This is a genomic window from Effusibacillus dendaii (assembly GCF_015097055.1).
GTDB classification, from domain to species: domain Bacteria; phylum Bacillota; class Bacilli; order Tumebacillales; family Effusibacillaceae; genus Effusibacillus; species Effusibacillus dendaii.
Window position 1 is genome coordinate 1,772,679 of record NZ_AP023366.1, and the last position, 12,780, is coordinate 1,785,458.

General features: G+C 49.1%; 12 protein-coding genes. 3 read left to right on the forward strand and 9 right to left on the reverse strand.

What is annotated here, in order from left to right; genetic code table 11:
• Window positions 1–22: 22 nt before the first annotated feature.
• The 4 genes from skT53_RS09620 to hemE all read right to left on the reverse strand — a co-directional run bounded on the left by skT53_RS09620 (window position 23) and on the right by hemE (window position 4,311).
• Window positions 23–478, reverse strand: coding sequence for a GAF domain-containing protein (locus skT53_RS09620; RefSeq protein ID WP_200756345.1), 456 nt, complete (start codon window positions 476–478; stop codon window positions 23–25).
• 200 nt (window positions 479–678) lie between these two features.
• Window positions 679–2,277: a protoporphyrinogen oxidase gene (gene hemG / locus skT53_RS09625; RefSeq protein ID WP_200756347.1), complete on the reverse strand. Its 1,599-nt coding sequence runs from the start codon at window positions 2,275–2,277 to the stop codon at window positions 679–681.
• Window positions 2,274–3,212 carry a ferrochelatase gene (gene hemH, locus skT53_RS09630; protein ID WP_200756349.1) on the reverse strand — a complete coding sequence of 313 codons (939 nt, stop codon included), beginning with the start codon at window positions 3,210–3,212 and terminating at the stop codon, window positions 2,274–2,276. The genes hemG and hemH overlap by 4 nt, the downstream gene beginning before the upstream one ends.
• Before the next feature lie 34 nt (window positions 3,213–3,246).
• Window positions 3,247–4,311 (reverse strand): uroporphyrinogen decarboxylase, encoded by a 1,065-nt coding sequence (hemE, locus tag skT53_RS09635; protein ID WP_226375168.1) that lies wholly within the window; start codon window positions 4,309–4,311, stop codon window positions 3,247–3,249.
• Window positions 4,312–4,448: 137 nt separating this feature from the next.
• Between hemE and hemQ the strand changes: the two genes are divergently transcribed.
• The 3 genes from hemQ (at window position 4,449) to skT53_RS09650 (ending at window position 7,050) form a co-directional block, all read left to right on the forward strand.
• Complete coding sequence (hemQ, locus tag skT53_RS09640) at window positions 4,449–5,198, forward strand: hydrogen peroxide-dependent heme synthase (protein WP_200756351.1); 750 nt, start codon at window positions 4,449–4,451, stop codon at window positions 5,196–5,198.
• 45 nt (window positions 5,199–5,243) lie between these two features.
• A complete protein-coding gene (locus skT53_RS09645; protein ID WP_200756353.1) occupies window positions 5,244–5,594 on the forward strand; it encodes a P-II family nitrogen regulator in 351 nt (116 codons plus the stop codon).
• Window positions 5,595–5,748: 154 nt separating this feature from the next.
• Entirely contained in the window at window positions 5,749–7,050 is a 1,302-nt protein-coding gene (locus skT53_RS09650; RefSeq protein ID WP_200756355.1) for an ammonium transporter, read from the forward strand.
• 83 nt (window positions 7,051–7,133) lie between these two features.
• Here the strand turns inward: skT53_RS09650 and skT53_RS09655 are convergent, their stop codons facing one another.
• The 5 genes from skT53_RS09655 to skT53_RS09675 form a co-directional block, all read right to left on the reverse strand.
• Entirely contained in the window at window positions 7,134–8,798 is a 1,665-nt protein-coding gene (locus skT53_RS09655; RefSeq protein ID WP_200756357.1) for a thiamine pyrophosphate-binding protein, read from the reverse strand.
• Window positions 8,785–10,611 (reverse strand): GAF domain-containing sensor histidine kinase, encoded by a 1,827-nt coding sequence (locus skT53_RS09660; RefSeq protein WP_200756359.1) that lies wholly within the window; start codon window positions 10,609–10,611, stop codon window positions 8,785–8,787. Before skT53_RS09660 ends, skT53_RS09655 begins: the two co-directional genes overlap by 14 nt.
• Before the next feature lie 19 nt (window positions 10,612–10,630).
• Window positions 10,631–10,999, reverse strand: a complete 369-nt coding sequence (locus skT53_RS09665) for a response regulator (protein ID WP_200756361.1) — start codon at window positions 10,997–10,999, stop codon at window positions 10,631–10,633.
• A gap of 151 nt (window positions 11,000–11,150) precedes the next feature.
• Entirely contained in the window at window positions 11,151–11,459 is a 309-nt protein-coding gene (locus tag skT53_RS09670; RefSeq protein ID WP_200756363.1) for a hypothetical protein, read from the reverse strand.
• Window positions 11,460–11,479: 20 nt separating this feature from the next.
• Complete coding sequence (locus skT53_RS09675) at window positions 11,480–12,721, reverse strand: MFS transporter (protein WP_200756365.1); 1,242 nt, start codon at window positions 12,719–12,721, stop codon at window positions 11,480–11,482.
• Between the last annotated feature and the right edge of the window lie 59 nt (window positions 12,722–12,780).

Consider the following 12,780-nt stretch of genomic DNA (forward strand, 5'->3'; position numbering starts at 1 on the left):
CTGCATCAACCGTTGCCATTCATTATGTTGGTGCATGATCGATACTGTACTGAATCATCGCCCCCATCTGTTCCGCAAAATCTATGACCAGTTCTATTGATTGTTCATCAAACGTGCGCAAATGCCTGCACCCCACCAGCAATACCCCTTTTACACGTTCATTGATGGTGAGCGGAACGATGATGGCCGATTTTAAATTTTCTGCCAGCAAAATGGAATAGTCTTGCGGATCGTCGCCGCTTTTTGGAGTAAAGGATTTCAGTATCAGCGGCCGACCGGAGCGAATGACGCTGCCGGCGACCCCTTTATTTGGGCGCATCACGATCCGCTTGAACCGGTCGTTTCGGTTTCCTGACGCATGACGCCAGTGAACTGTCTGGTTTTTCTCATCCGTCCATGCAAGGGCAGCAAAATCAGTGTCCGTCAGACGTCTGATCGTACTAAGACTTGCCTCCACATCCCCTTGTTGGCTCCCCATCGTCGACGCCTCCATATATTACAAAATCATTGTTGCGACAGTTTGTTGCATTTATTCTACAAAGGAACAGCCAAAAAATGAGTCGGGGAAAACCCTGATTTCTCATTTAAAAAACCCTGAAAACAAAAAGACCCTTCAGTTTGAAAGGTCTTCCGGTTGATCTTCTGAGGTTTTCCACTCTGTGTGATGGATCTGCTTTATCAATCCTGCAAAAATCGACTCGCGTTCTCCGCCGCCTGTTTGCCTTGCTGGATACAGTCAGGCAGGCCCAGCCCCGTAAAACCCGCACCCGCGAACAACAAGCCGGGAAATTGTTTGCCCGCCTGTTTCTCGAATTCCTCAATCCGTTCCAAATGCCCTACTGTATACTGCGGCATCGACTTCCGCCAGCGGGTGATTCTTGTAAAGATAGGTTCAGCAGATATCCCCATCGTGTCCCGCAAATCTTTCCGGACTTTTTGCACGATCAACTCATCCGGTTCCTCCACAATCGCTTCTTCTCCGGCACGACCCACGTAGCAGCGAATCAACACTTTATCTGCCGGTGCCGTATGCAGCCACTTCGAAGAAACCCAAGTGCAGGCCGTAATATCCCGTCCTTCCTTTTTCGGAACAACAAAACCGGTGCCGTCCAACGGAAATGAAATCTGCTCCTTGTGATAAGTCAGGACCACGGTTGCAACTGTGGAGTAAGGGATTTTTTCAAGGATTTTTGCTGCCGAAAAAGAAGCAGACAGCAATTTTGCACTCGTATATGCGGGAGTCGTCACAATCACTGTATGCGCTTCATAAACGGCGCCATCCTGCATCACGACCTGATACCGCGGCGACTCCGCGTCCCCTTCTTGCCCCACCAACGGCGCCACAGATCGTACCGCCGCGTTTGTCAGAATCGATTCCTTTCCGACAGCATCCGCCAGGGTTTCGATCAACTGGGATAAACCACCCCGGAGGGAAAGAAAAACCGTATTCGGGATCGCCTTTTTCACAGCGGTTGCGCTTGTAACCTGTCCGCTTGCGGCAGCAGGAGCGCTTCCCGTTTCCGACCGGGCAACCGCCCCGCCAGCAGTTGCCCCTCCAGTTACGTCGGATGGTTCGTTTCCTGCCGCATGTTGAGGCTCCGTTCTTGCCGCCGACTGCGCTTTCGCCTGTTTCGCTTGGGCCAACATGCCTCGGATCAAACTGCCGTGTTGTTTTTCAAGCGACTCGAACTGAGGGAATGTCGCCCGTAAACTTAACTGGCGGGAATCTCCCGCATAAATACCGGCCAACAGAGGTTCCGCCATTGAATCCACCACTTCATTGCCCAACCGGCGAGCCAAAAAACCGCCCAGCGACTGATCGCCCTCCTGCTCCGAACGAGGCATGAACAGATCCATGGCAGCACGGATTTTGGCGCTAACCGATAACAACCCGGTTGTGGCAAAGGGAACAAACTGGGTAGGAATTCCGATATTCAATCCGGCCGGAATGCGGTGCAATTTGCCGTTTTTCAAAATATACGTTTTTCTCGCCGCCGGATTGGTGCCAACCAGCTCGCTCTGCAGTCCCAACTCCAGACACAGGTTTAAAGCGGCCGGTTTGCGGGCCAGGAAGGAATCAGGCCCCTTCTCCATCACAAAACCGTCAAACAAATCGGTCTGTACCTTGCCTCCCAATTGACTTTCGCTTTCTACGACCAAAACACGCAGCGGCAGATTTTTCTCGCACGCTTCCTTTTTCAAATAGTAGGCTGCGCTTAAACCGGTGATCCCTCCGCCAATCACAATCGCCAATTTTTCAGCGGATGACTCCGTCATAACAATCCTTCTTTCTTTGCTTGCTCCCTGACAACAGATGCCAATGTCTGCAGAAAATCCGCATCCGCATTAAACATCGCCGTGCGCAGCAGTTTGATCCCCAGCTCTTTGGCAAGCCCTTGACATTCAATGTCAATATCGTACAGAACCTCCAAGTGATCGGCGACAAAACCAATTGCCGAAATGATCACATTGCGTACGCCTTGCTCCTTCAGTTCCCGCAAAACATCGAGCACATCGGGACCTAACCACGGATCTGCCGTCCGTCCCGCACTCTGCCAGGCAAAACTCCACCGTTTCTGCTCAATCCGCTCCGCCAGCGCAGATGCTGTGGCTGTCAATTGGTTTGGATACGGATCGTTTAGCTGTAAAATCCGCTCTGGCAGACTATGAGCCGTAAACAGAACATGCAGGTTTTCCCTTTCCGCATCGGAAAACTGTTTTAACGCCGCTAACAGCCGTTTTTCCAAACCGTTCAGGAACAGCGGATGCAGGTGCCATTCCCGGACAAACGTAAAGGCGGGCGTCCCATGTTCCGCTGCTCCTTTTTCAGCAGCCGAAATGTAAGTTCCCACGCTCATCGACGAATAATGCGGCGCCAGCACGATGCCAACCGCTTTCTGAATTCCGTCATCCGCCATTTGTTTTACCGTATCTTCAATAAACGGATTGTTGTGCTTCATGCCGGTATAAACGCGGTACGTGACACCGTCTCTCGACTCGTTGAGCAGCCGCTCCAAACCTTCTGTTTGCTTTTTTGTAATTTCGTTCAACGGCGATACCCCGCCGATTCGCCTGTATCGTTCCGTCAGGTCGTTCAGCAGCTCCGGAGTAGGCTTATGACCGCGCCGGATATGGGTGTAATAGGCTTCCACCTGCTCCAAACTTTCAGGAGTCCCATAAGCCATGGCAAGGACTCCAATCTGGTTGCTCATTTCCAATCCTCCTCAAACCAATCGGTCCGGATGTTTACCGAACCGATGAACTGTAACTGTGCACGAATTCTGTCAATCGCTGCAGCGTCTCCACTTTCACTTCCGGGAACACCCCGTGCCCCAGATTAAAAATATAGCCCGCCTGCTGCATGCCCAAATCGAGAACTTCTTTCGCTTTCTGTTCCACTACCTGCTGCGGAGCCATCAAAACGGCAGGATCCAGATTTCCCTGCAGGGCAAAATCGAACCCTACCCGATTTCTTGCCGCATCAAGCGGCACCCGCCAGTCGACACCGATCACGTCAATCGGCAGTTCCTTCCATACGGACAACAGTTCACCCGTATTGATTCCGAAATAGATAACCGGTGCGCCAATTCCCCGCAGTTCCTCAAAAATCCGCCGCATCGTCGGCCATACATACTGCCTGTAATCGATCGGCGACAAGCTTCCGATCCAGCTGTCGAACACCTGGATCGCTTGGGCGCCGGCCGCCACTTGTCCTTTCATATATGTAACAATCATCCGCCCCAACTTGTCCATCAGTGCGTTCCATACGTCAGGCGCCGCATACATCATCTGTTTTGTTTTGTGGTAATTTTTTGAGGGACCGCCCTCAATCATATAGCTTGCCAGCGTGAAAGGTGCTCCCGCAAAGCCGATTAACGGCACATTCAACTCACGGCGAAGGATGCGGATCGTTTCCAACGTCTTCGGCAGATCCCCCTCCGGGTCAATGTCGCGCAGCTTCTCTACATCTGATGTGTGTTGAATCGGGTTGGCAATGACAGGCCCATAACCGCCTTTTATATCCACATCAACACCCATCGCTTTGACAGGGATCATAATGTCAGAAAAAAGAATGGCCGCATCCACGTTCAACTGTTGAATCGGCAAAAGCGTCACTTCCGCACAGACTTCCGGAATTTCACAAATCTCCATCAAACTGTACTTCTCCCGGATTTTGCGGTATTCCGGTTGATAGCGCCCCGCTTGCCGCATGTACCATACCGGCGTATAATCGACCGGCTGGCGTCGGCAAGCCCGTAAAAATGTATCATTAAATGCCATTCTGTTCACCACTTCGTCATTTTTAGACATATTATAACTTACTTCCTTTATACCTTAAGCAAGCTGCCAGAGGCAAATGAACATCCTGTGAATGACCTCCTGTCCTCCTTGAAGCCTGTTTTCCGTATGCTATACTTGTTTCTATATGGAACAAGGAGTGGATACATATGAGTCAAGTATTGCACGCATTAGACGGTTGGTATATGCTGCACGATTTCCGTACAATTGATTGGAGCTCCTGGCGGGCACGTTCAAAAGAGGAACGGCAGGCGGCCCTCGATGAACTGTCCAGTCTGCTGGCGGAATGGAAGCAAATCGAAGACCAAAACGAAGGCAGCACCGCCCTTTATACAATCGTCGGCCACAAGGCAGACCTGTTGTTTCTCAATCTTCGGCCTGCGTTAGAGGATCTTGGAAAAGTCGAAACAGCGCTCAACAAAACAAAAATTGCCGAATCCATGTTTTCCGGCTATTCCTACCTGTCGGTCGTGGAGCTTGGCAACTATCTGCCGCGCGAAGGGTTCGATCCGTACCAGGATCCCGCTATTCGGAACCGACTTTACCCCAAACTTCCCCAAACGAACAACATCTGTTTCTATCCCATGAACAAAAAGCGGGAAGGAAACGACAACTGGTATTCACTGCCGCTTGAACAGCGCCGCGAGTTGATGCGGGCGCACGGCTTAACCGGTCGCCAATACGCGGGGAAAGTCACCCAAATCGTATCCGGTTCGACAGGTCTGGATGATTGGGAATGGGGAGTTACGTTGTTCTCCGACGACCCGATTCAATTTAAACGAATCGTTTATGAGATGCGCTTTGATGAAGTCAGCGCCCGTTACGGTGAATTCGGTGAATTCCTGGTGGGCAGCCGGTTGACATCCGAACAGGTAAGCCCCTACTTTGAAGTTAAATAGGAGCAGCATCCTTACATTTGTTGCTTGAAACCGGAGGAATCGCCCATGAAAAAAATCGAAGCCATCATTCGTCCTGAAAAATTGCAAGAGGTCATTGCGGGACTGCGCGAAGTCGGCATCACCGCATTTACCGTTTTGCAAGCACAGGGACGGGGTCAGCAAAAAAACACCAGCGGCGTCTACCGCGGTCACGCCTATTCGATCACTCTCCACCCGAAACTAAAGATGGAAATGGTGGTTTCAAACGAAAACGTCAAACCGGCGGTCGAAGCTATTATCAAAGCAGCCCAGACAGGCGAAATGGGAGACGGTAAAATTTTCGTCTATCCCGTTGAAGAAGCCTACAATATTCGGACCGGAAGCATGGACGAAACGATTGACGAATTAAATCGCTGACCGATTCGATTACGGACACTGCCCTTCGGGAGACATTGTCCGTAATTTTGTCAACTTTATATGTAATGTTTTCTAACATAAAAGGTTGACAATAGTGACGCAACCAGTATACTTAACGGAAGAGAGGGAAATCAACAATAGGGGTGGAACATCAATGGACAACGTCGTCATTGGTTTAAATACGGTATGGGTTGTATTGGCTGCCGCGATGATCGTGTTTATGGAAGGTGGCTTCAGTCTTTTAGAAGCCGGACTTGTTCGCACCAAAAACGCCGTCAACGTAACAATGAAAATTTTCGTCGATCTGACATTTGGCGCATTAGCTTTTTATCTGGTCGGGTTTGCGTTCATGTTCGGCGGAGATTGGTCTGGTGTGCTGGGAATTGATTTCAGCGCCACCAGCACGGGAGTCACCCCCAACCAGCTTCCCATCTCCGCTTTCGTTCTGTTCCAAATTGCATTCGCTATGGCGGTTGCTTCCATCATATCGGGTGCCGTAGCAGAGCGGATGAAATTTTCCGCCTATATTGTAACCGTTATGGTGGTCTGCGGAATTCTCTATCCGATCTCCGGCCACTGGATCTGGGGCGGCGGTTGGCTGCAGCAGCTTGGCATGAAAGATTTTGCAGGTTCGGCAGCGATTCACGCGATGGGAGGATTCGCCGCTTTCGCGCTGGCCATGGTACTCGGTCCGCGCAAGAACCGTTTTAACAAAGATGGCAGCGTAAACGTGTTTGCCCCCAGCAACATTCCGCTTGCATCGGCTGGCGCTTTCATCCTCTGGTTCGGCTGGTTCGGATTTAATGCAGGAAGTACATTAAACGCGCTGGACAGCAATCTGTCCCACATTGCGCTGAACACATTTTTGGCAGCGGCATCAGGTGGTGCGTCTGCCGTATTATACACGATGGCTCGCTTTAAAGTGGCAGATCCGAGCATGGCCATCAACGGTTCGTTGGCTGGTCTGGTTGCGATTACTGCCGGTTGCGCCTATGTCGGTCCAAAATCAGCCATTTTAATCGGTTTCATCGCAGGTGTACTGGTGATTCTGGCAACTGGCTGGGTTGATAAAATGAAAGTGGACGATCCGGTTGGCGCGGTCGCAGTACACGGTTTCAACGGCGCCTTCGGAACGATTGCGGTTGGGCTGTTCGATACGCAGCAAGGCTTGTTTTTTACAGGCAGCAGCAAACTTCTCATGGTTCAAATAGCAGGGGTTTTGGTCGCCTGCGTCTGGGGATTCGTGACCGCTTACGGATTGGGCATCCTCATCAAGAAGTCGATCGGCATCCGTGTCACCGCCTCGCAGGAAGAAGAAGGACTCGATGTGATTGCACATGGCATTCCGGCGTACAACGAACTGGAACGTTTCAGTGACACCGGCGCAGTCGAATATTTCGCGGCATCTCTCGAACCAACTCAGCAAAAACCGATACTGCAGATGCAAAACAAGTAAGCAGATCAAGATATATAGATTCCTATCGACGAAAAAAACCGCCCACTTCGGCGGTTTTCTCTGTTTTAGAACAGATCAGTCGATCAATAAGTAGCCCCCTGCAAAAATTTCACCCGTTCTCCCATTGGCGGGATTTCATTTCCTTCTACTATCACTTCCACTACTACCGGCCCTTCCGCCGCTAGCCATTCTTCCAGATGTTGCGGTTGCAAATCAGCCAGTGAATGGACCTTCACTGTTCGTACACCAAGCGCTTCCATTGCATCGGCAATCGAGACGCGCTCTTGCGAAAAACGGTCTGGACAGCGTTTGTACTGCAGGTTGTGACCGTGGTACACCATGCCCAAGCGAGCATTGTTAATAATCACAAATACGATCGGCAGTTTGTATTCTTTTGCTGTCATGATTTCCATGCCATGCATAAAGAAACAGCCGTCACCGCTGATGCAAACGGTCGGACGGGCAGGATCGGCCAACTTTGCTCCTATTACGCCGGAAATTCCTGAGCCCATTCCGCCAAGACTAATATCCAAATCAAATTGTTGATCGTCCACGATCTTTAAGTACTGGATGGAGTATGTCATCATCTCGCCAATATCCACATAAAACCTGGTATCGCCGGGGGCGCAGGCACTGAGCTGGCGAATCGCAAGTTCCGTATTCCAACCTGCGTGATCTTCGTCAAACGGTTTTTCATAGCGAAGATTCTCCGGCAGACCATACATCATGGATTGATTTTCTTTTGACCCTGTTTCGTTTTCAATTTCACGCAACAGTTGTTCGATTACGATTTCGGCGTCTCCATGAACAGCCAAATCAGGTTCAAAGTTTTTGCCAAATTCTTTTTTATCAATATCCACATGAACCAGCCTTTTACCTGCAACCAGTTTGGGTTCCCAATTGGCAGTCTCTGATTCCCCCAAACTCGAACCGATCACCATCAGCAGATCATGTTTCGTGTCATTTAAGAATTCAATCGCCTCCGCATTTCCCGACATCCCGTAAACACCAAGCGACAGAGGGTGATTTTCCGGGAAAGCCCCCTTTCCGCGCGGCGTTGTGGCAACCTTCCAGCCAGTCGTTTCAGCCAAACGGACAATCAGACTACTCGCAGATTTTGCGCCATGCCCCAACAACAAGGCGCCTTGGCTTCCCGTTTCTGTAACGATCTGCAGCAGTTGTTCCATTGCCTCCGGCTCTGGCTTTATCCGCACAGGCTTCGTAACGGTTGGCAAAATCGGTTCCCCGATATCCGTCATTTGTACATCGATCGGAATTGCCAGATGGACCGGTCCTGGCACCCCGCTAATCGCTGTCTCATAAGCTTGTGCCAGTATATCCGGTAATTTTTGGGGATCGAATACGATCGTGCTCATTTTCGTAATCGAAGCGAAAATCGGCTCGGCAACCAGTTCCTGCCCGGCACCTTTACCGATTTTTTTAGTCGGCACGGAACCGGTTATAAACAACACAGGCAGCTTTTCCTTCCAGGCATTGGCGGCTGCCGTTACGAGATTGGTGGCACCGGGACCACTTGATCCCACACAGACCGAAGGTGCTCCGGTAACTCGCGTATAAGCGCATGCCATATACCCGGCCCCTGTTTCATGTTTTGCGATAATCGGCTCCATTTCCGGTATATCGATCAACGCATCATAAAGTGCATTAATGGAACCCGCCGGAATTCCAAACACATACCGCAAACCGTTTTGTGCCAGAAATCGCAATCCTGCTTCAATCGATCTCATTTTCCAGTCCTCCGTCGGTTGGTATTTGAATGATAAACACTGTTCCTTTTCCTGGCTCGCTTTCAAATCGAATGGTTCCCCCGTGCAGTTCCACCAGTTGTTTTGTGATTGACAACCCGAGACCCGTGCCCGGCACGACATTATTCACCTGATAAAACTTGGTAAATATATGTTTCTGTTTGTCTTTGGGTATCCCGATGCCTGTATCCTTGATCTCGATAAACAATTGATCTCGTTCGATGTAGCTTTTGATCAAGATTTCTCCGTCAGGCGGCGTAAATTTGCTTGCATTTGACAGCAAGTTAATCAGCACTTGCTGCATCCGTTGTTTATCCACGCACACTTCGATATCAGAATCGAATTGCGTGAAAAGCTTTTGATTTTTTTTCTTCGTCAACGGTTCAATCAGTTGTACAGAATCGTTTATAATTTCGATAAAATTGGCTTTTTCCAAACCCAGTTCAAAAGTGCCATTTTCTATCTTGGAGAAGTCCAGCAGTTCAGTAACTTGTCCAAGCAATCTTTCCAGTGCTTTGTCGGCCATTTCCGTCAATTCCATTTGCTGTTCATTTAACTCGCCAAAAATTCCCCGATTGAGAATATCAATAGCCCCTTTTATCGCCGTAAATGGTGTACGCAGTTCATGTGACAAAGACGAAATAAAGTCGCTTTTTAAGCGGTCAAGATGCTGCAGCTCCTTTACATACTCTTCCAACTTCAGGTTGGCCTGCTGCAATTCTGCCGTTTGTTCCTTAACTAATTGGTCCAACCCTTCTGCATACATCGCGTTAGACAGCGCCGTTCCCGTCATGTCACAAAGGGATTGACACAGTTCAATCTCGTCTTCCTGATAGGAACGTTTGTGAAAAGAGGGCGCCGCGATCGCACCAAACACTTTCCCCTTTGCTACTAACGGAATAATCAGTAAACTTTTGATCCCAAACAATTCACACGCTTGATGATTCGGTCGGGGGTCGGAGAAAACATCATCAATCGAGATTGCTTTTTTTGTAATGGCGATTTCCCGAAACAAAAGATCATCATCCACGTGAATACTGACACTGGTCCGGTGCTTTTCTCTCCATTCATCTTCCGTAACATTTCCGTTTTTCGCTATGTGGTAAGGTTTAAACGTGCCGTTTTTCTCGTTGAACAGATGGATCGCAATATCGTTGGAGCGAAGAGCCTGTCCAACATAACGGGTACACGCATGCAGCACATCATTGATCGAAAGCGACTTTGACATCGCATTTGACGCTTCCAGCAGAAGCTGCTGTTTGCTCAGAAGGGATTGGGTTCTTTCAAACATCAAAATATTGCGAATCGCAACACTGGACATGTTAACAAACGCTTCTACGATATCAATCTGTTCCTGTGTTAAATTCATTTTCTTTCCGAAATCATGAACGAACACCAGACCATAAACTTTATCATCTACAATCACAGGCAACCCCAGGATAGACTTAATCTGCATAATTTCGATTTTTCTTTGATCCGGCCGACGGTCCACGGTGGTATCCGGAATATAGCTGAGCCTCTGCTCCCTGATTATATCCCGAACAAACTCATCCTTTTCAGGATCTATGTACAGTTCTTGTATGTTAACTTTTGCCGAATTTCCAATCGTACCATAGAATACCCCATCTTCTTCTTTCTTGAAAAAGCCCACCAGATCAGCGCCCGCAATCTCACTGGCTATCGCATCCACCAGCACCTGCAGAATTTCATTCAGATCAAATACAGAATTGATAATGCGTGTCATGGTAAACACTCTTTTGATGCTTCTTTGGCTATGGACGGTTTGATTCCGCATATTTTCGATCACCTTTTAACTAAATTTTTTTGAGATAAAAATTGATTGTCTTATGAAGAAGATCTAAATCGATGGGTTTAGTGAGGTACTCAACGGCGCCGGCCTTTAGCCCAATTTGAATATCTTCCTGTTGGACTCTGGCTGACAAGAAAATGATAGGTGCAGTGAAACCGGGGCGGTTACTCAACATTTGACACAGTTCAATACCTGAGATCCCAGGCATCATCACATCGATCAAAATTAAATCAGGGGTATGGGATTGAACGATCCGCAGCGCTTCCTTTCCCGAAACCGCTTCAAATATCTCAAAGGATAGTGAGGAGAGAAACATATTCAAAATCTTCAGGTTATAAGGTTCATCATCCACGATGAGAATCTTCTTCCCCATCAGGACGCCTCCTTCACAATCCTACTACCAACAAAATCGTTAAGTTTAAAGATTTTATAATCATTTAACTAAATACTACCAAAATCTTACGACGTTAGCAAATTACGCCGAAAGATGTCGAACTTTGACAACGGGACGTCCTGCCCTCATCTCATGAATCCAACAATTGGAACCGTACAATCTGCTCCCACAAATTCTCTTTCTTCAAAATCATAAGCTGCCTCTCCCCCAACAGATCAAAGTGCGGGTACCCCGATCGGTTATCGATCCACTCCCGCTTAAGTCCGTATTGAGTACCCCATTCCACCAACCGCTCCACATCCAAGCACCCTGCTTTGGTAATCGTTTTGCAATTGGGGAAACGGGGATCAAGCCAATAATGCGTCAGAAAAGCAATTTCTCCCTGCTTCACTCTCCGTTTCCATTCGTTCAGTTCCTGTCTGTTGATTCCAAATGCCATATTGACAATGACCTTCTCTCCTACTCGATGTCACCGCGATTCGCCGCCTGCGGCACAATGCGCTCCATGCCGATGGCAACAATCGCGCACAGACCGCAAATCATTGCCAACAGAAGAAACAACCGACTGCCGGAACCATATTGGAGAGAGAGGCCCGCCAAGGCGGGGCCTGCAATCATCCCTACTTGCCACGACAGGTTAAACGTCGCGTTGTAACGACCGCGCAAAGATTCCGGCGCAAGATCGTTTACCATCGGCGCCAGGCTGGGAGACAGAAATGTCTCTCCAATTCCAAAAACTGTAAGGGCTGTGATAAATAAAACCGCCGACCACGGACCCTGTTGAAGTCCGGCCACTGCCGTTAACCCCCAACAAATCATAAATCCGATTGCTGCCATAGCGGCTGACCGGGTTCGCCGCCAATTCGCCGTCAAACGAAGGACGGGCACCTGAACGAGCGCGATTCCCACACAATTTGCAAGAAACGCAAAACCGGTGATATCCGCACCCGCCCCCGATTGATCGGCCACCCAAGCAGAAAAGGATGAGTTCAATTGACTAAAGCCAAAAATTACGAGCAGCATGTTAAGCGCGGTCGCTGCCAGAAGGGCTCGATCCTTAAGGATCTCACGATATCCACGCGCCTCTTCCTGACGAATGGAGCCCGCCTCTTGATTCGCCGTTCTGCCTGATGCCCCTCTTGCCATCAATAAAATGGGTATAAACGCTAGATATGTCAACGCATCAATGAGAAACAACCGGATGAACGATGAAGGATCATCCGTATGTACAATCAACCCGGCAAGACCCGATCCGATCCCCAGACCAAGATTTTGCACCGCATAGGCGATGCCAAAAAATCGGGAGCGATTCATTTTACCCGTAATAGTTCCCAACTGCGCTGACAGCGCATTCCACATGGATGACCCGCCGATGCCGGAAAGAATCGCGGAGACTAGCGCCGACCAAAAATTATAGACAAGCATATAGGAAATTGTCCCAACCGTGACTATACCGAGCGAGAACAACAATATACGAAACGAGCCGAGCCGGTCTACCGCCCAACCTGCCAATGGTGCTGCAAGAAGGCCGACAGCACTGGAAATACTCAGCATACTGCCGGCCGCAGCAAGCGAGAGATTCCGAATCTCATGCAGGTACACAATCAGAAACGGCATCGTCATGCCGGTACCAAAATAATTGACAGCATATCCTATAAACAGCAAAAGAACGGGTCGCGATAATGTAGATGTTCGTGTCATTCTTCTATTATATCAAGATGTATACAACCCGAACAGGATACAACATGAAGACGCAATAA